14 protein-coding genes and 2 tRNA genes are annotated in these 18778 nt (G+C 60.1%); 4 read left to right on the top strand and 12 right to left on the bottom strand.

The window, feature by feature from the left end; translation table 11 throughout:
* Positions 1-56 precede the first annotated feature (56 nt).
* From ACY4LX_RS04150 to rnr, 9 genes are all read right to left on the bottom strand, one after another.
* On the bottom strand, positions 57-575 hold the full coding sequence (locus ACY4LX_RS04150) for a hypothetical protein (protein WP_463259241.1): 519 nt from the start codon (positions 573-575) through the stop codon (positions 57-59).
* A gap of 197 nt (positions 576-772) precedes the next feature.
* The gene (locus tag ACY4LX_RS04145) at positions 773-3076 is read right to left on the bottom strand and encodes a YgiQ family radical SAM protein (RefSeq protein WP_169374258.1); all 2304 of its coding nucleotides are present in this window, start codon (positions 3074-3076) and stop codon (positions 773-775) included.
* A 232-nt stretch (positions 3077-3308) separates the two neighbouring features.
* On the bottom strand, positions 3309-4703 hold the full coding sequence (dnaB, locus tag ACY4LX_RS04140; protein ID WP_054044099.1) for a replicative DNA helicase: 1395 nt from the start codon (positions 4701-4703) through the stop codon (positions 3309-3311).
* Positions 4704-4824: 121 nt separating this feature from the next.
* On the bottom strand, positions 4825-5271 hold the full coding sequence (gene rplI, locus ACY4LX_RS04135) for a 50S ribosomal protein L9 (RefSeq protein WP_054044100.1): 447 nt from the start codon (positions 5269-5271) through the stop codon (positions 4825-4827).
* Positions 5272-5290: 19 nt separating this feature from the next.
* Entirely contained in the window at positions 5291-6181 is an 891-nt protein-coding gene (locus tag ACY4LX_RS04130) for a YybS family protein (RefSeq protein WP_149662223.1), read from the bottom strand.
* Between the two features lie 37 nt (positions 6182-6218).
* A complete protein-coding gene (gene rpsR, locus ACY4LX_RS04125) occupies positions 6219-6449 on the bottom strand; it encodes a 30S ribosomal protein S18 (protein WP_002551829.1) in 231 nt (76 codons plus the stop codon).
* 28 nt (positions 6450-6477) lie between these two features.
* Positions 6478-6900, bottom strand: coding sequence for a 30S ribosomal protein S6 (rpsF, locus tag ACY4LX_RS04120; protein WP_007939579.1), 423 nt, complete (start codon positions 6898-6900; stop codon positions 6478-6480).
* 246 nt (positions 6901-7146) lie between these two features.
* Positions 7147-7911: a 23S rRNA (guanosine(2251)-2'-O)-methyltransferase RlmB gene (rlmB, locus tag ACY4LX_RS04115; protein WP_149662222.1), complete on the bottom strand. Its 765-nt coding sequence runs from the start codon at positions 7909-7911 to the stop codon at positions 7147-7149.
* On the bottom strand, positions 7908-10547 hold the full coding sequence (gene rnr, locus ACY4LX_RS04110) for a ribonuclease R (RefSeq protein ID WP_463259240.1): 2640 nt from the start codon (positions 10545-10547) through the stop codon (positions 7908-7910). Before rnr ends, rlmB begins: the two co-directional genes overlap by 4 nt.
* 226 nt (positions 10548-10773) lie before the next feature.
* Between rnr and ACY4LX_RS04105 the strand changes: the two genes are divergently transcribed.
* The 4 genes from ACY4LX_RS04105 to ACY4LX_RS04090 all read left to right on the top strand — a co-directional run bounded on the left by ACY4LX_RS04105 (position 10774) and on the right by ACY4LX_RS04090 (position 13944).
* Positions 10774-10860, top strand: a tRNA-Leu gene (locus tag ACY4LX_RS04105).
* Between the two features lie 166 nt (positions 10861-11026).
* A tRNA-Leu gene (locus ACY4LX_RS04100) sits at positions 11027-11113 on the top strand.
* A gap of 255 nt (positions 11114-11368) precedes the next feature.
* Positions 11369-12379: an extracellular solute-binding protein gene (locus tag ACY4LX_RS04095; protein WP_463259239.1), complete on the top strand. Its 1011-nt coding sequence runs from the start codon at positions 11369-11371 to the stop codon at positions 12377-12379.
* On the top strand, positions 12379-13944 hold the full coding sequence (locus ACY4LX_RS04090) for an ABC transporter permease (RefSeq protein WP_463259238.1): 1566 nt from the start codon (positions 12379-12381) through the stop codon (positions 13942-13944). Before ACY4LX_RS04095 ends, ACY4LX_RS04090 begins: the two co-directional genes overlap by 1 nt.
* 97 nt (positions 13945-14041) lie before the next feature.
* Here ACY4LX_RS04090 and ACY4LX_RS04085 read toward each other — a convergent pair whose 3' ends face one another.
* From ACY4LX_RS04085 to ACY4LX_RS04075, 3 genes are all read right to left on the bottom strand, one after another.
* Entirely contained in the window at positions 14042-15976 is a 1935-nt protein-coding gene (locus ACY4LX_RS04085; RefSeq protein WP_463259237.1) for a methyl-accepting chemotaxis protein, read from the bottom strand.
* Between the two features lie 149 nt (positions 15977-16125).
* Positions 16126-17418 (bottom strand): adenylosuccinate synthase, encoded by a 1293-nt coding sequence (locus ACY4LX_RS04080; RefSeq protein ID WP_010464193.1) that lies wholly within the window; start codon positions 17416-17418, stop codon positions 16126-16128.
* Positions 17419-17472: 54 nt separating this feature from the next.
* The gene (locus tag ACY4LX_RS04075) at positions 17473-18660 is read right to left on the bottom strand and encodes an ATP phosphoribosyltransferase regulatory subunit (RefSeq protein ID WP_133839431.1); all 1188 of its coding nucleotides are present in this window, start codon (positions 18658-18660) and stop codon (positions 17473-17475) included.
* Between the last annotated feature and the right edge of the window lie 118 nt (positions 18661-18778).

Genomic DNA, 18778 nt, shown 5'->3' with positions numbered 1-18778 from the left:
GGAAATTGGTTTGGGCCAGGTGCACGCAAATGTTGCAAGCCGCTACGGTGTGAGCCTCACAGCGTGTGCTTCAGGCTCGCTTCGAGCCGCTTGATCCGCCGACGGATGCGGTCGCCCACCTGCAGCACCTTGATCCCACGCTGATAGCGACGCTTGCTCATCAAATACAAACCGATCAGCGCCGGCACCGCCGCGATCCAGGCAAATCCCACATGATTCGCTTCAAGCATCACCAGCAAGGTGATCGACAGGCAGAACACCAGCATCGTGAACAAGCCCCAGACCGCCTTGGGGTAACCGCGAAGCAGCGCGATGAAACACAGGCACATCACCAGACACCCGCCGAACATGACGAAGAGGACGTACTCCATCATCGGGTAGTCATGTGGGAAAAATGCCGTACCGAACACCGAGCCGGTCAACGACATGGCAAAAATCGTCATCATCATGACCGCCACATGAATCCAGCCGTAGCGCCGCACATACGGTTGCCAGGCCAGCCAGTGGGCGAATTTCAACTGCATGAGTTTGTCGGCGGCGGTGGGTGGCGCGGGGGATTTCTTGCGACGGGACACGGTGTTCTTCCTTGAAGTTGAAAGACTGCAAACTGGATCGTTCCCACGCTCCTGCGTGGGAATGCAGCCCGTGACGCTCCGCGTCACTGGACGCGGAGCGTCCCCAGAGGCATTCCCACGCAGAGCGTGGGAACGATCAGCAACGGTTAGCAAAACGCCAACCCGAAGGTTGGCGCTCTGTTGTCAGCGATCAGCGTTTAGCGCGGTACTACCGGCTTACGCGCAGGCTTCGGCCCTTTGCCTTTGGCCGCGTCCTTGCGATCCTTGGCCGCTTGCTGGTTGCGGGCGAACGCCGCAGCCTTGGCCTGTTCGCGTTTGTCCCACGGGTTACCACCGTCACTGGCACGCGGCGGCAGGCCGGTGTGCTGGGTGAGGATCTTGGTGGTTTTCTCGCCTGCCACTTTATGGCTGCCAGCCGGCGTCGAGTTCTTGCGACGGGCGCTCTGGTAGCTGTCGGTGGCCGGTTGATGCAGCGGGATCAACTGAGTCTTGCCCGGCCCGATCAGGTCGGCGCGGCCCATTCGGGTCAGCGCTTCGCGCAACATCGGCCAGCCTTTCGGGTCGTGATAACGCAAGAACGCCTTGTGCAGGCGACGCTGCTCTTCGCTCTTGACGATGGTCACCGTGTCGCTCTTGTACGTGACCTTGCGCAGCGGGTTCTTGCCCGAGTGGTACATCGCGGTGGCGGTGGCCATCGGCGACGGGTAGAACGCCTGCACCTGGTCGGCGCGGAAACCGTTGCCCTTGAGCCACAAGGCCAGGTTCATCATGTCTTCGTCGGTGGTACCCGGGTGGGCCGCGATGAAGTACGGAATCAGGTACTGCTCTTTCCCGGCTTCCTTGGTGTACTTCTCGAACATGCGCTTGAACTTGTCATAGCTGCCAATGCCCGGCTTCATCATCTGGTTAAGCGGACCTTCCTCGGTGTGTTCCGGGGCGATCTTCAGGTAACCACCGACGTGGTGGGTCACCAGCTCCTTGACGTATTCCGGCGACTCGACCGCGAGGTCGTAGCGCAGGCCGGACGCGATCAGGATCTTCTTCACACCCGGCAAGGCACGGGCGCTGCGATAGAGCTGGATCAACGACGAGTGGTCGGTGTTCAAATTCGGGCAGATGCCGGGGAACACGCACGACGGCTTACGGCACGCGGATTCGATTTCCGGGCTCTTGCAGGCGATGCGGTACATGTTCGCGGTCGGGCCGCCGAGGTCGGAAATGACGCCGGTGAAGCCGGGGACCTTGTCGCGGATCTCTTCGATTTCGCGAATGATCGACTCTTCGGAACGGTTCTGGATGATCCGGCCTTCGTGCTCGGTGATCGAGCAGAAGGTGCAGCCGCCGAAGCAGCCACGCATGATGTTCACCGAGAAGCGGATCATGTCGTAGGCCGGGATTTTTTCCTTGCCGTACGCCGGGTGCGGAACCCGTGCGTAAGGCATGCCGAACACGTAGTCCATTTCTTCGGTGGTCATCGGAATCGGCGGCGGGTTGAACCAGACGTCGACTTCGCCATGCTTCTGCACCAGCGCACGGGCGTTGCCCGGGTTGGTTTCCAGGTGAAGCACGCGGTTGGCGTGAGCATACAGAACGGCGTCGCCACGAACTTTCTCAACCGACGGCAGACGAATCACGGTCTTGTCGCGAGTCATCTTCGGGCTGGCCAGGATCTGCACGACCTTGGCTTCTTCCGGATCTTCAAGCGGCCCCTTTTCCTGCTCGATGGCGCAGGCCTGGGTGTCTTGGGTGTTGACGTACGGGTTGATGATCTTGTCGACCTTGCCCGGACGGTCGATGCGCGTGGAATCGACTTCGTACCAGTCTTTCGGCGTGTCACGACGGATGAACGCGGTGCCGCGCACGTCGGTGATGTCTTCGATCTTGTGACCGTAGGACAGACGCTGGGCGACTTCGACGATCGCACGCTCGGCGTTGCCGTAAAGCAGGATGTCGGCGCAGGCGTCGATCAGGATCGAGTTGCGCACCCGGTCCTGCCAGTAATCGTAGTGAGCGATGCGACGCAGGGAAGCTTCGATGCCACCGAGCACGATCGGCACGTTTTTGTAGGCTTCCTTGCAGCGCTGGCTGTAGACCAGGCTCGCGCGGTCCGGACGTTTGCCCGCCAGGCCACCGGGGGTGTAGGCGTCGTCGGAACGGATTTTCTTGTCGGCGGTGTAACGGTTGATCATCGAGTCCATGTTGCCGGCCGCGACACCGAAGAACAGGTTCGGCTCGCCGAGCTTCATGAAATCGTCTTTGGACTGCCAGTTCGGCTGGGCAATGATCCCGACGCGGAAGCCCTGGGACTCCAGCAGCCGGCCGATGATCGCCATGCCGAACGACGGATGGTCAACGTACGCATCGCCGGTGACGATGATGATGTCGCAGGAATCCCAGCCAAGCTGATCCATCTCCTCCCTGCTCATGGGCAGGAATGGCGCTGGCCCGAAACATTCGGCCCAGTACTTGGGATAGTCAAATAACGGCTTGGCTGCTTGCATCATGTCGATAACCGGTGTTGGCTTTCATTGAATTTCGCGGGCGCGGAATATAGCACAAAAAATAACCAATTCCGACGGCTATGGTCGGAAATAGGTGTTGGCCCAAACGCGGAGCAAAAACAAGGACCGCGTTATCGTTCATCGCGAGCAAGCTTTGCTCCTACAGGTCGTGTGTGAACCCTTGTAGGAGCGAGGCTTGCCCGCGATGAGGCCCTATCAAACGCCGAATATCTTATTCGTCGTCGAAGTTGTAACTACCCGGCGCCAGGTTCTCAAAACGGGTGTACTTACCGATAAACGCCAGACGCGACGTGCCGATCGGGCCGTTCCGCTGTTTACCGATGATGATCTCGGCGATGCCCTTGTGTTCGGTCTCCGGGTGATACACCTCATCCCGGTACACGAACATGATCACGTCAGCATCCTGCTCGATCGCTCCGGATTCCCGGAGGTCGGAGTTGATAGGGCGTTTGTTCGGTCGCTGCTCCAGGGAACGGTTGAGCTGCGACAGCGCCACCACCGGGCAGTTGAATTCCTTGGCCAGGGCTTTCAAGGAACGGGAGATTTCGGAAATCTCGTTGGTCCGGTTATCGCCGCCGGAACCTGGAATCTGCATCAATTGCAGGTAGTCGATCATGATCAGGGCGACATCGCCGTGCTCGCGCACCAGGCGTCGGGTCCGCGCGCGCATCTCCGAGGGACTGATACCCGCCGTATCGTCGATGAACAGCTTGCGATCGTTGAGCAAATTGACCGCCGACGTCAGGCGCGGCCAATCGTCGTCGTCGAGGCGACCGGCCCGGACCTTGGTCTGGTCGATGCGGCCCAGGGACGACAACATACGCATGATCAGCGATTCACCTGGCATCTCCAGCGAGTAAACCAGGACGCACTTGTCGCTGCGCAACACGGCGTTTTCCACCAGGTTCATCGCAAAGGTGGTTTTACCCATGGACGGACGGCCGGCGACGATAATCAGGTCAGACGGTTGCAGGCCGCTGGTCATGCCGTCGAGGTCGGTGTAGCCGGTGGACAGGCCGGTAATGGCGTTGTCGGTGTTGAACAAGGTGTCGATGCGGTCGATGGCCTTGGTCAGCAGGTCATTCACGCTCACCGGGCCGCCGGTTTTTGGCCGGGCCTCGGCGATCTGAAAAATCTGCCGTTCGGCTTCGTCGAGAATCTCTTCTGCAGTACGGCCTTCGGGGTTGAAGGCACTGTCGGCGATTTCCGAGGCGATGCCGATCAGTTGGCGCAAGGTGGCCCGCGCGCGGACGATCTGGGCATAGGCCTTGATGTTCGCGACGGACGGCGTGTTTTTCGCCAGTTCACCGAGGTAACCGAGGCCACCCACTTGCGAAGTCTGACCTTCCTTGTCCAATTGCTCGGCCAGGGTCACGACGTCGATGGGCGAGTTCATGTCCGCAAGTTTGGCGATGGCACGGAAGATCAGGCGGTGGTCATGCCGATAGAAGTCGCCGTCCGACACTTGATCGAGCACGCGTTCCCAGGCGTTGTTGTCCAGCATCAAACCACCGAGCACAGCCTGTTCGGCTTCGATGGAGTGCGGTGGCACCTTCAGGGCAGCGGTTTGCAGATCGTATTGCTCAGGAGCGGAGATATCGTTCATGGCCACTTGAATAGGTTTGTGAAAATCAGGAACTGCAGAAAGACAAAGGGCACGACCTGTAAACAGGATCGTGCCCGATGTTACCGGCAAGCACCCGAGGGTGCCAGCCGACAAGTGCTGCTTAAGCTGCTACCACGACAACGCGTACGGTGGCTTCAACTTCAGCGTGCAGGTGCACGGCTACGTCGAATTCGCCTACGTTGCGGATGGTGCCGTTCGGCAGACGAACTTCGCTTTTTGCCACTTCAACGCCGGAGGCGGTCAGTGCATCAGCGATGTCGTGAGTACCGATCGAACCGAACAGCTTGCCTTCGTCACCAGCGGTGGCAGTGATAGTCACTTCCAGCTCAGCCAGTTGGGCGGCGCGGTTTTCAGCCGAAGTCTTACGGTCTGCTGCGGCTTTTTCCAGCTCAGCGCGACGCTCTTCGAACGCAGCCACGTTGGCAGCGGTCGCAGCGGTCGCTTTGCCGTAAGGCAGCAGGTAGTTACGACCGTAACCAGCCTTAACGTTCACTTTGTCACCCAGGTTGCCCAGGTTGGTGACTTTTTCCAGAAGGATCAGTTGCATGTGAAAATCCTCTTAACTTTTAACCTTCACCGTTCGCGTTATCGGCGTCTTTCGACGCGAGACGACCGCGAAAATCAATCAGGCTGTCGACGATGGCCAAGACCACCAGTAACGGACCGAGCAAGTGCATGAAAGGCACGAGCGTGACGTATATCCCCACCAGCCAGAAACCGGCCAACCGTTTCTGCGCCACCAACCCATGAATCAGGGCCAGACCGGCGAAAAACAGCGGTACGCTGCACAACGGCAACAGGATCAAGGCATGCAACCCGAAAAACGGGGCAACACACATGACGGCCAGCAGCGACAGCGCAACGCCTTTGGGCAGTCGGATGGCGCGAAACTCGCGACCAAAACCGCCGGGGTTATACAACAACGCCTGCCAATAGCGCCCAAGAATCAGGCACAGCACGCTAAAAACCTGCAACGAAACCGCAGTTGAAATGATCGACAGTGGAACAGCCAATGCCGTGAGAAACGCTTTCTGGTCTGCCGAAAACTTCTCGTAGACCTCACCCATCGCCAGCGGCAGGACTTGTTCAAACGTCTGCGCCAGTGACTCGATGAAGGAACTGAATACAGTCCCCAGAATCACCGCAAATAACACTCCCACGACCACGCTGACCAGCAGCACGCGATTCCAGGAATGGCCGGCGCGTAAAACCAACGCCAGACTGCAAGTCCCGAGCAGCACGATTAATGCCGTCGGGTCATGCAGGTAGTGCCAGCTCACTAACGCTGACAACACTCCCAGACCCAGGACGCTCAAGGCGTCCGAACCGCGCCGCAGGAGCACAAGGCAACCTGCAGCGGCACTCAACCAGAACAACAGCGGCAATGCCGCAGATCCGGCCACAACCAGCGTGGCCTGCACCCGTCCCCGCATGATGAATTCAGCTAAGGCACGCATGCATTCGATCCCTTACTTACTTGTCGACTGCCCGGTCTCAGCGGCCGTGGCTGTCGGTGTAGGCCAGCAGGGCCAGGAAGCGGGCGCGCTTGATAGCGGTGGCCAGCTGACGCTGATAACGTGCTTTGGTACCGGTGATACGGCTTGGAACGATTTTGCCGGTCTCGGATACGTAGGCTTTCAGAGTGTTGAGATCTTTGTAATCGATCTCTTTCACGTCTTCAGCGGTGAAGCGGCAGAATTTACGACGACGGAAGAAACGTGCCATGTAATAGGCTCCTCAAAAGGTCCGTGGATTACTCGTCAGCGTTATCGCTGTTGTCGCTGTCATCACTGTCAACGCCTTCGGCGTCGGAGTGCTCAGGACGGTCGCGACGCTCACGGCGCTCACTGCGGTTTTCTTCAGCCTTGAGCATCTCGGATTGGCCGGTAACGGCTTCTTCGCGACGGATGACCAGGTTACGGATCACTGCATCGTTGTAGCGGAAGTTGTCTTCCAGCTCGGCCAGGGCCTTGCCAGTGCATTCAACGTTCAGCATCACGTAGTGAGCCTTGTGAACATTGTTGATTGCATAGGCCAGTTGACGACGGCCCCAATCTTCCAGACGGTGGATTTTGCCGCCGTCTTCTTCGATCAGCTTGGTGTAACGCTCTACCATGCCGCCGACTTGCTCGCTTTGATCCGGGTGGACCAAAAAGATGATTTCGTAATGACGCATGAATGCTCCTTACGGGTTGTAGCCTGCCGTTCAAAAACGGTCAGACAAGGAGTGAATGACACTTATGGACTTGCTTGCGATAGACACATGCGTGCCTGCCGTCACAGCAAGGGGCGCAATTGTAGAGAAGGGACAGAAGAGGTGCAAGGCAATTGGTGATTATTTGAACAGCAGCCTGCAAGCTTCGAGCCTCAAGCTGCAAGCAGGCTGCTTTTAGCTTGAGGCTTGCAGCTTGCAGCTTGACGCTTAGGACTTGCGCGAAGCGCTCGCCTTCACGCTGCGCTGGCGCTGGGCTTCGAACAGGCAAACGCCCGTCGCCACGGAAACGTTGAGACTGCTGACGCTACCGGCCATCGGCAGGTGCACCAGGTAGTCGCACAGATCGCGAGTCAGGCGACGCATGCCGCTGCCTTCGGCGCCCATGATCAGGATGGTCGGGCCGGTCATGTCTTGCTGATACAGACTCTGCTCAGCCTCGCCCGCCGTGCCGACAACCCACAAGCCGCGCTGCTTGAGCTTTTCCAGGGTGCGCGCCAGGTTGGTCACGGCGACCAACGGAATCACTTCCGCCGCGCCGCAGGCCACCTTACGTACCGTTGGGGTCAGCGTGGCTGACTTGTCCTTCGGCACGATCACCGCCAACGCACCGGCCGCATCGGCCGAACGCAGGCAAGCGCCGAGGTTGTGCGGGTCGGTCACGCCGTCGAGCACCAGCAACAGCGGTGCGCCTTCGGAGCGATCGAGCAGTTCGTCGAGCATTGCCTCGCCCCAGACCTGGCTCGGACTCACGTCCGCCACCACGCCCTGGTGCACGCCATCAACCCAGGCATCGAGTTCACGACGCTCAGCGTTGCCGACGGGCACGCGATTTTCATTCGCCAGCGCGATCAGCGCCTGTACACGCGGCTCGCTGCGGCCTTCAGCCAGCCAGATCTGCTTGACGCGTTTGGGGTGGTGACGCAGCAATGCTTCTACCGCGTGCACGCCGTAGATTTTTTCCAACTGACTCATGACTTGGCCTTAGGTTTACGCGCCCCGCCGCTTTTGGCTGGGGCCGAGCCCGCTTTTGGCGGGCCTTTACGGTGTTTGCTCGGCTTGCTGCCGGAAGCCTTTTCAGGCGCCGACCGTCCGGTCTTTCCCCCAGACGCCGCTTTACCGCCGCTTTTCGCTTCAGACAGCAACGCCTGCTTCAGTTCACGGCTTTTGCGCAGCTCGGCGTTTTTTGCCGCCGCATCGCTTGGGCGATAGGCTTCGGGCGCTTTTTCCTTGGCAGGACGACGACCGGTTTTTGCCGGGGCCGGTTCTGCAGCGGTTTTGGCGCCTGTTTTTGCAGCAGAAGCCGCAGGTGCAGTGGTTTCAGTGCCACGTTTCTTGCGACCGATCGGCGCGCTGATGGTCTTTTCAGCCATCTCGAAGTCGATCTTGCGTTCATCGAGGTCAACGCGCATCACGCGCACTTCAACGGTGTCGCCCAGGCGGAAGCTGCGACCGGTACGTTCACCGGCGAGGCGGTGGTGCACAGGATCGAAGTGGTAGTAATCCCCCGGCAGCGCGGTGACGTGCACCAGGCCTTCGACGTAGATGTCGGTCAACTCGACGAACAGGCCGAAACCGGTCACGGCGGTGATCACACCCGGGAACGACTCGCCCACGCGGTCTTTCATGAACTCGCACTTGAGCCAGTTCACTACGTCGCGGGTCGCTTCGTCGGCACGGCGCTCGCTCATCGAGCACTGCTCGCCGAGTTGCTCCAGGGCCGCCTCGTCGTACGGATAGATCCGCGCTTTCGGAATGGTCATCGCGCCGGCACGGCGAACGTGCGGCGTGTCTTGCTTGGAATGGATCACGCTGCGGATCGCCCGGTGCGTGAGCAAGTCCGGGTAGCGGCGAATCGGCGAGGTGAAGTGGGTATAGGCTTCGTAATTCAGGCCAAAGTGGCCCTGGTTATCGGCGCTATACACCGCCTGGCTCAACGAACGCAGCATGACGGTCTGGATCAGGTGGAAATCCGGACGGTCCTTGATGCTCGCCAGCAATGCCTGGTAATCCTTCGGCGACGGGCCGTCCTTGCCTTTGTGCAGAGACAGGCCGAGTTCACCGAGGAAGGCGCGCAGTTTTTCCAGACGCTCCGGTGGCGGACCGTTGTGCACGCGATACAGCGCAGGAATTTCGTGTTTCTTCAGGAATTCAGCCGTGGCCACGTTGGCCGCGAGCATGCATTCCTCGATCAGTTTGTGCGCATCGTTACGCACGGTCGGACGAATCTCGGCAATCTTGCGCTCGGTGCCGAAGATGATCCGGGTTTCCTGGGTTTCGAAATCGATCGCGCCACGCACGTGACGAGCGCCCAGCAACACTTTGTACAGTGCGTAAAGCTGCTTGAGGTGCGGCAGAACGTCGGTGTACTCGCCGCGAAGCTGACGGGCTTCGGTGAGTTTCGGCGTTTCCAGCATCGCGCTGACTTTGTTGTAGGTCAGGCGAGCGTGGGAGTGAATCACCGCTTCGTAGAAGCAGTAGTCGGTCATCTCGCCGGATTTGGAGATGGTCATCTCGCAAACCATGGCCAAACGATCGACGTGCGGATTCAGCGAGCACAGGCCGTTGGACAGCTGCTCAGGCAGCATCGGCACGACGCGCTCGGGGAAGTACACCGAGTTGCCGCGAACCTGGGATTCGTTGTCCAGCGCCGAACCGATCTTCACGTAGCTGGAGACGTCGGCAATCGCCACGTACAACTTCCAGCCACCGGAGAACAGGCGCAGCTTGCCTGGCTTGGATTCGCAATACACCGCGTCATCGAAGTCGCGCGCATCTTCACCGTCGATGGTCACGAACGGCAGATGGCGCAGGTCGATGCGCTTCTCTTTGTCTTTTTCTTCGACTTCAGGCTTGAGCTTGGCGGCTTCTTTCAACACCGCCTCAGGCCATACATGCGGGATATCGTATGCGCGCAGGGCGACATCGATTTCCATGCCCGGCGCCATGTAGTTGCCCACGACTTCAACCACGTCGCCTTGCGGCTGGAAGCGTGGCGTCGGCCAGTGAGTAATCTTCACTTCGACGAACTGACCGATATCGGCATTGGCATTGCGACCCGGCGTGACCAGCACTTCCTGCTGGATCTTCGGATTGTCGGCAACCACGAAGCCGATACCGCCCTCTTCGAAGTAACGGCCGACGATGGTCTCGTGGGCACGGGAAACGACTTCGACGATCATGCCTTCGCGGCGACCGCGACGGTCCAGGCCGGAAACACGTGCCAGTGCACGGTCACCGTCGAACACCAGACGCATTTGCGCCGGGCTCATGAACAGGTCGTCACTGCCGTCGTCCGGCACCAGGAAGCCGAAACCGTCACGGTGACCGCTGATGCGGCCCAGGATCAGGTCGAGCTTATCCACAGGCGCATAGGTGCCGCGACGGGTATAGATGAGTTGAGCGTCGCGCTCCATGGCGCGCAGGCGGCGACGCAGGGCTTCGATCTGGTCTTCTGTGGTCAGACCAAACTCCTCGACCAGCTGCTCGCGGTTAGCAGGCGAACCTCGATCAGCAAGGTGCTGAAGGATCAATTCGCGGCTAGGAATAGGGTTTTCATATTTTTCCGCTTCACGAGCGGCCTCGGGATCGAGGGACTGCCAATCGGCCATTAGAGAGTTTTCACCTTGTCTATATGCGGGTTAGTTTGGCATAGGCGTAATGAAACGGGAAATTTCAGACTGTGACAGCCCATCTAAAGCCCTTTATTGACACCGCAAAGCTGATTTAAATGCCGCTGGCGAAATTTTCCAGGTTTTTTTAGCGACAGGGGTTTACAGTTAAAAAGACGCTCCGTATAGTGCGCGCCATCGACGACGCACTAGCGTTGCCGATACTGCCCAGATGGTGAAATTGGTAGACACGCCAGCTTCAGGTGCTGGTGACCGCAAGGTCGTGGAAGTTCGAGTCTTCTTCTGGGCACCAATTTAGAGCTTGAGATTAGATCAATTTCAAGGCTCACACAAAAACCCGCGAAAGCGGGTTTTTTGCATTCAGGGCTTCTGATTTATTAAAACCAAATCAGGGGTTTACAGATTTAAAAGCGCTCCGTATAGTGCGCCACATCAACAGCGGCGACGTTGCTGATACTGCCCAGATGGTGAAATTGGTAGACACGCCAGCTTCAGGTGCTGGTGACCGCAAGGTCGTGGAAGTTCGAGTCTTCTTCTGGGCACCAATTCAAATTTCAGAGTCGATCTGGAATTTCACAAAAACCCGCGAAAGCGGGTTTTTGCGTTTCTGGCCCCCCCAATATCCGGATGTATCCCCTGTAGGAGCAAAGCTTGCTCGCGATGGCGCCCTTGAGATCGCCATCGCGAGCAAGCTTTGCTCCTACAGGTCAGGCATACGGATTTTGGGAGGCGCACTTGAGAAACAATATCGTTTATCATTGTTGCAAGTTTTTGCAATGCGACAGTGAGGAACCCTGCGAATGACGTTTCGAAATACCCTGCGCCGTAGTCTGACCTTTACCCTGCTCGGCCTGGCACTCGCCACTCCCCTCACCCAAGCCGCCGACCCGGTTTCCCTGACACTCTACAACGGCCAACACAAGGAAGTCGGTGACGCTGTCGCCAAAGCCTTCGAAGCCAAGACCGGGATTCACGTCAATGTGCGCAAGGGCAGCAGCAACCAGCTCGCCAGCCAGGTCGTCGAAGAAGGCGACCGCTCCCCCGCCGACGTGATCTACACCGAAGAATCGCCGCCACTGAACAAACTCGGCGAACAAGGCCTGCTGGCCCAGACCGACGCCGCCACCCTGGCTGTCCTGCCAAAAGACTATGTCGCCGGCAATGGCACTTGGATCGGCATCACCGCCCGGGTCCGCGTGGTCGCCTTCAACCCGAAACTGATCGACGAAAAAGACCTGCCCAAATCGGTGATGGAATTCTCCGATCCAAAATGGCAAGGCAAGGTCGGCTTCGTACCCACCAGCGGCGCCTTCCAGGAACAAGCCGTGGCGATCATCAAGACCCACGGTATGGACGCTGCCGAAGAATGGCTGACCGGCCTGCGCGCGTTCGGCAAGATCTACAGCAACAACATGGTTGCGCTCAAAGCCGTGGAAAACGGCGAAGTCGCCACCGTATTGGTGAACAACTACTACTGGTTCGCCTTGCAGCGCGAAAAAGGCCAGCTCGATTCGAAACTGCATTACTTCACCGGCGGCGATGTCGGTGGCTTGATCACCGTTTCCAGCGCCGCCGTGCTGAAATCCAGCAAGCATCCAAAAGAAGCCCAGCAATTGCTCGCCTACATGGCCAGCGAAGAAGGTCAGCGCGTGATCACCCAGACCACCGCCGAATACCCGCTGCACAAAGGCATGGAATCGGATCGCGGGCTCAAGCCGTTCAGCGAACTCCAAGCGCCGAAAGTCACCCCGGCCGACCTCGGCAACGCCGAAGAAGCCCTGGACCTGGAACGTGACGTTGGCTTGAACTGATGAGCGCATCGCTATCCGCCCCCGCCTCGCGCGGGCGTTACGTGCCACGGCGTAAACGGCCGCCGATCTGGTTGCTGCTGCCGGTGTTGCTGCTGGTGGTGCTCAGCCTGTTGCCGCTGGCCTATGTCGGGCTCAAGACCTGGCAGGCGGGCTGGGCCGAGGCGTTGCATCTGCTGTGGCGGCCATATGTGTTTGGCCTGCTGCGCAACACGTTGTCGCTGATGATTGGCGTGACGCTGGCTTGCGGGGTGATCGGGTTGTCCCTGGCCTGGCTGCTGGAGCGCAGCAATCTGAAGGGCCGGCGAATCTGGGGTGTGATCCTGTGCTTGCCGTTTGCCGTTCCGGCATTCGTCAGCAGCTTTACCTGGGTGTCCCTCAGCTCGCACTTCGAAGGGTTAGGCGGGGCGATTCTGGTGATGACCCTGTCCAAGTATCCGCTGGTGTTTCTGCCAGTGGCGGCGACCCTGCGCAATCTTGATCCCTCGCTGGAAGAATCCGCCCGCACCCTGGGGCAGAATCGCTGGGGCGTGTTTTTCCGCATCACCTTGCCGCTGCTCTGGCCATCCTTACTGGCCGGCTCACTGCTGATTGCGCTGCACATGCTGGTGGAATTCGGCGCGTTGTCGATCATCGGCCTGCAAACCTTCACCACGGCGATCTATCAACAGTTCGAACTGGAATTCAGCAACGCCAATGCGGCGATGCTGTCGGCGGTGCTTCTGGCGCTGTGCCTGGTGCTGCTGTGGCTGGAGCTGCGAGTGCGTGGCAAGGGTCGACATGTGCGGACCGGCCAAGGCGCCGCGCGACATGCAGAACAAGTTCGATTAGGGCCGTGGGCCGCCGCCGGACAGGTTTACTGCCTGGCGCTGGCGATCATCGGCAGCGGCATTCCGCTGGGGATGTTGGCGTATTGGCTGGCAGTCGGCTCGTCAGCAGCCTTCCCGGTGGCGGCGATCAGCGAAGCGTTGCTGTCGTCGCTCGCGCTGTCGCTGGGCGGCGCAGCGTTGTGCCTGGTGCTGGCAGTGCCTGTGGGCTTGCTGGTGGTGCGCTACAAAGGCCAATTGGCAATCTGGGCCGAGCGCTTGCCGTATCTGCTGCACGCGCTCCCCGGCCTGGTGATTGCGCTGACCCTGGTGTATTTCGCCCTGCACTACGTGCCGGCGCTGTACCAGACGTCGACGTTGCTGCTGATCGCTTATGCGCTGCTGTTTCTGCCGCTGGCCCAGGCGCCGATTCGTACGGCGCTGAACAAGGCAGCACCGCAACTGGAAGAGGCGGCCCGCACGCTGGGCGCGTCGTCTCTCAGCGCGTTTTGCCGGGTGACCTTGCCGATCATCTTCCCCGCATTGGGCGCGGCGTTTGCGCTGGTGTTTCTGGATGCGATGAAGGAACTGACGGCGACGCTGCTGCTGAGCCCGACCGGGCTGAATACGTTGGCGACGGAAGTGTGGGCGCATACCGCGAACGTGGAGTTTGCGGCGGCGGCGCCTTATGCGGCGTTGTTGATTTTGGTGTCGGGGTTGCCGGTGTACCTGTTAACAACTCGAATGTATTTGAGCCGTTGAAAAGCTTCGCGGGCAAGCCTCGCTCCTACAAGGATCACGCAATCCCCTGTAGGAGCGAGGCTTGCCCGCGAAGGCGCCAGCCCCGTCAATACAAATCCTAAGCCCTGAACTGCCCCAGGCTCGCCTTCAACTGCGCCGCCAACCCATCCAGCACTTTGCCGCTGGCCGTGGTTTCCACCACCGCCTGAGCCGCTTTCTCCGCCTGTGCATGAATCGTCTCAACCCGACCCCGCACCGCTTGCGCACCTTGCGCCTGATGCGCCGCTGCCTGGGTCGCCAGGCCGATTGCCGCATGCACTTGCTCGACCGAGGCCTGCACCGACTGCTGCAACCGCGCGCTGTCACGCAACACCAGCAAACCTTCACTGGCCTGACGCCCGGCCTGCCCAATCGCGGCAACGGCCTCACGCGCGCCTTGCTGCAAGGCAACAATGTGCGCCTGGATATCGCCAGTAGAGCTTTGCGTCTTGCTCGCCAGCGCCCGCACTTCGTCCGCCACCACGGCAAACCCGCGACCGGTCTCGCCCGCCCGCGCCGCTTCGATGGCCGCGTTCAGCGCCAGCAGGTTGGTTTGCTCGGCGATCCCGTGAATCACCGTCAACACCACTTCAATTTGTTCACTCTGCTGCGCCAGACGCTCGATAACTTTCGCGCCGGTATCGACCTGGCCGGCCAACGCCTCGATCAGGCTGCCGACCTTGGCCGAAGTCCGGGTGTTCTCATCAGTCGCCGAACGGATATCCACCACTTGCTGCAAGGCGGCCTGCATCGCATGGCTTTCCGATTGCGCTTCATCGGCCATTTGCGACAACGCACGCAGGCTCTCGGCGACTTCATCACGCTGCATGCCCGCCGCTTTATCGGCCCCGGCATTGCGCAAGGTCATGGCGCCGATTTCCACGCCAGTACGCTGGGCCACGTCGCCCGCTTCGCGCACGATCGGCTGCAACTTATCCACAAAGCGATTGACTGCCGAAGCCATGTCGCCGATTTCGTCCTTGCTGTTGATCTGCACACGCTTGGTCAGATCGCCCTCGCCCGCCGCCAGATCATCCATGGCCGCAATCAGCAGCTTCAGGCGATTGACCACACGACGCCCCAGCACCACGGCCAGCAACAGCAATACGCCGAAACCCACCACCGCCAGGCCCATGCCGATGCGCCAGCGCAAGGTGCCCGCCGCTTCCTGCACGGTGCTGGTGGTATTGGCCTGCATTTGCGAAGCCGTGGACTGCGCCGACTTCAGACGCGCGCCCATCGCTGCTGCGCTGTCCGCCGCCGCGCCTTTGAGGCTGTCGCCGACCAGTTGATCACTGCTGGCGATCAGCGCCGAGAAGCGCTTGTCGAGGGCCGCCAGGTCGACTTCCACCGACGCCGTGGAGACGCCCATCAAGACTTTGCCGATTTCCACACCATTGGGGCTGATCGAAGCTTCGAGGTAGTAGACCGATGGATCGGTCTTCGCCGCATCCAGCACTTTGTCCAGAGCGCGCTCGCCCTGGCCTTTCTCCAGCAGCGCCTTGTTGATCGGGTTCTCACGGTTCAAATAACGCGTCAGGTGCTGGCCAGTGGCGTCGTCGTAGATCACGAACAACACGTTGGGATTGCGCTGGGCCCGGCGGGCGAATTCGGACAGGGTTGGAACGTCGCTGTCCCACATAGCGCGAGGTGCGACCGAAGCCAGTAGCTGCGCCATGTCATTGGCGGAGTCCTTCAGGTCTTTTTCCAATGTCCCACGCAACTGCGCCTGCTCGTCCTTCAGACGCGAGGACAAACCGGCGGTGAGTCGTTGACGGGTGTTGGTCGACAGGCTGTCCAGGCTCGACGTGACTTCACGCCCCGCCTGCTCCAGTTCACCGGAGAGCTTTTGACTGTCAGCCCCCAGGCGTACACCGAGATCGGCTTCCAGTGCAGTCACCGTGCTCCGAGTCAGGGCGACGGCAACCAGCACTTGCACCAAAAGGGCGATACCTAGGGTAACGAACACAGGCCGCAGAAGACGGCTTTGTAACAGTGAGAGAATGGCTGACACTTAAAATCCCTCTGCTTGGCGCCATTAAATTGATGGCGCACTGGAAGCGATGCTTTTAATCAACATCACAGCAAAGGTCGTGCCGTCCGACAGGCAGATACGACAAAGGCCCCAAATGAGGGGCCTTTGCGTTTTACATCAACGACTTATTAAGCGAACGGATGGCGCAAAACGATGGTTTCGTTGCGGTCCGGGCCCGTCGAAATAATGTCAATCGGCGCACCGACCAACTCTTCAACGCGTTTGATGTAGTTGCGAGCGGCTTGCGGCAGCTCTTCCAGGGTCTTGGCACCGACGGTGGATTCGGTCCAGCCTGGCATCTCTTCGTACACGGGCTCGAGGCCGATGTAGCTGTCGGCGTCGGTCGGTGCGTCGATCACTGCACCATCCTGGTTCTTGTAGCCGACACAGATGTTGATGGTTTCCAGGCCGTCCAGCACGTCCAGCTTGGTCAGGCACAGGCCCGAGATGCTGTTGACGTCGATAGCGCGACGCAGGATGACGGCATCGAACCAGCCGCAACGACGGGCACGGCCGGTGGTAGCACCGAACTCGTGGCCACGCTTGGCCAGGAACGCGCCAACGTCGTCGAACAGCTCAGTCGGGAACGGACCCGAACCGACACGAGTGGTGTAGGCCTTGGTGATGCCGAGGATGTAATCCAGGTACATCGGACCGAAACCCGAACCGGTGGCAATGCCGCCCGCGGTGGTGTTGGAGCTGGTGACGTACGGGTAGGTACCGTGGTCGATGTCCAGCAGGGAGCCTTGGGCGCCTTCGAACATGATGTCTTTGCCAGCGCGACGCAGCTCGTGCAGCTCGGCGGTGACGTCGAGCATCATCGGCTTGAGCAGCTCGGCGTATTCCATGCACTCGTCGAGTGTCTTCTGGAAGTCGATCGCTGGCTCTTTGTAGTAATTGACCAGGACGAAGTTGTGGTAATCCAGCAACTCGCCCAGCTTGGCGGCGAAACGCTCACGGTGGAACAGGTCACCGATGCGCAGGCCGCGACGGGCAACTTTATCTTCGTAAGCCGGGCCGATGCCGCGACCGGTGGTGCCGATCTTCAGCTCGCCACGGGCCTTTTCACGCGCCTGGTCCAGCGCGACGTGATAGGACAGGATCAGCGGGCAGGACGGGCTGATACGCAGGCGCTCACGCACCGGTACGCCTTTCTCTTCCAGCTTGATGATCTCGCGCAGCAGAGCGTCCGGTGCAACCACCACGCCGTTGCCGATCAGGCACTGCACGCCTTCGCGCAGCACGCCCGACGGGATCAGGTGCAAGACGGTTTTCTCGCCGTCGATCACCAGGGTGTGACCCGCGTTGTGGCCACCTTGGTAGCGCACTACGGCGGCAGCATGTTCGGTCAGCAGATCAACGATCTTGCCTTTGCCCTCATCACCCCATTGGGTGCCCAGGACTACGACATTCTTACCCATAACACTTGTCCTCATTCGCGCAAACTTGGTGCCGGCAGCCGCCGGCAGGAAAACTCAAGAAGCCAGCGGCAATACTTGCCAAAGCCCGTTCTGCTGAATCAATTGCCGGTCGCAGTCCGCTTCACGGGCGGCGGCCAATGGTTGCCCAGGCAAAGCCTGGACGACACGCTGACCCTCACTGCGCAACTGGCAAACCTGCTGCCAGAGTGCCGCATCCGTACTGTCAGGCATCCAGATACCGCCAGACGGTAGCTCGATCTCAGCACGCCCCAGGGTCACCAGGGTTTTCAAATCGGTGGAGAAGCCGGTTGCCGGACGGGCACGACCGAAGTCGGCGCCGATGTCGTCGTAACGACCGCCCTGGGCAATGGACTGGCCAACACCCGGCACGAACACGGCGAACACCACACCGGTGTGGTAGTGGTAGCCGCGCAATTCACCCAGATCGAAGTAAAGCGGTAACTCCGGGAAACGCGTGGACAGACGATCGGCGATGGCCAGCAAGTCTTCCAGCGCAGCGAGTACCGGCGCCGGCGCATTGGCCAGGCGCTCACGGGCAGCGCTCAATACTTCACGCCCGCCACACAGGTCGACCAACGCCCGCAGCATGCCCGACAGATCGGCGGGCAGGCCTTCGGTCAAGGTAATGACCTCGTCGATGGCCTTGCGTTGCAATGCGTCGAACAATTGCTGCTCGGTTTCACCGGACAAACCGGCGGCGCGAGCGAGGCCACGGTAGATGCCGACATGGCCGAGATCCATGTGCACATCCGGCACATCGGCCAGTTGCAGCATGGCCAGCATCAGGCTGATGACTTCCACGTCGCTGCTCGGGCTGGCATCGCCGTACAACTCGGCGCCCAACTGGATCGGGCTGCGCGACGACGACAAGGCCCGCGGCTGCGCATGCAGCACGCTACCGGCGTAGCACAGACGGCTCGGACCTTCGCGGCGCAGGGTGTGCGCATCGATGCGCGCCACTTGCGGCGTGATGTCAGCACGGAAACCCATCTGCCGGCCCGATTGCGGGTCGATGACCTTGAAGGTACGCAGATCCAGGTCCTGGCCCGCGCCGGTCAGCAGGGATTCCAGGTACTCGATATGGGGAGTCACGACAAACTCGTAACCCCAGCTCTGGAACAGATCCAACACCTGACGACGCGCGACTTCAATGCGCGCCGCTTCTGGTGGCAGTACTTCTTCGATGCCATCTGGCAGCAGCCAGCGGTCTACCGTTGCCATTACGCCATTCCCCTATGATCCGGGCGGCCAGCCGTTGGGCGAGCCTTGAGTGAAGCAGAAAATGATCGGCCCATGTGCAAACAACGCGCATGAACGACGTGGCGAAAAGCCTGAAACC

This window comes from Pseudomonas sp. Emmai (assembly GCF_055179735.1).
This window is presented reverse-complemented; position numbering and strand designations above follow the sequence as displayed.

What these genes read in the sequence shown, in the direction of transcription:
- rlmB (WP_149662222.1), bottom strand. Translation starts at nt 7,911, where the DNA reads ATGAGTCAGTTGGAAAAAATCTACGGCGTGCACGCGGTAGAAGCATTG.
- rpsR (WP_002551829.1), bottom strand. Translation starts at nt 6,449, where the DNA reads ATGGCACGTTTCTTCCGTCGTCGTAAATTCTGCCGCTTCACCGCTGAA.
- dnaB (WP_054044099.1), bottom strand. Translation starts at nt 4,703, where the DNA reads ATGAACGATATCTCCGCTCCTGAGCAATACGATCTGCAAACCGCTGCC.
- ACY4LX_RS04075 (WP_133839431.1), bottom strand. Translation starts at nt 18,660, where the DNA reads ATGGCAACGGTAGACCGCTGGCTGCTGCCAGATGGCATCGAAGAAGTA.
- ACY4LX_RS04095 (WP_463259239.1), top strand. Translation starts at nt 11,369, where the DNA reads ATGACGTTTCGAAATACCCTGCGCCGTAGTCTGACCTTTACCCTGCTC.
- rpsF (WP_007939579.1), bottom strand. Translation starts at nt 6,900, where the DNA reads ATGCGTCATTACGAAATCATCTTTTTGGTCCACCCGGATCAAAGCGAG.
- rnr (WP_463259240.1), bottom strand. Translation starts at nt 10,547, where the DNA reads ATGGCCGATTGGCAGTCCCTCGATCCCGAGGCCGCTCGTGAAGCGGAA.
- ACY4LX_RS04080 (WP_010464193.1), bottom strand. Translation starts at nt 17,418, where the DNA reads ATGGGTAAGAATGTCGTAGTCCTGGGCACCCAATGGGGTGATGAGGGC.
- rplI (WP_054044100.1), bottom strand. Translation starts at nt 5,271, where the DNA reads ATGCAACTGATCCTTCTGGAAAAAGTCACCAACCTGGGCAACCTGGGT.
- ACY4LX_RS04130 (WP_149662223.1), bottom strand. Translation starts at nt 6,181, where the DNA reads ATGCGTGCCTTAGCTGAATTCATCATGCGGGGACGGGTGCAGGCCACG.
- ACY4LX_RS04090 (WP_463259238.1), top strand. Translation starts at nt 12,379, where the DNA reads ATGAGCGCATCGCTATCCGCCCCCGCCTCGCGCGGGCGTTACGTGCCA.
- ACY4LX_RS04145 (WP_169374258.1), bottom strand. Translation starts at nt 3,076, where the DNA reads ATGCAAGCAGCCAAGCCGTTATTTGACTATCCCAAGTACTGGGCCGAA.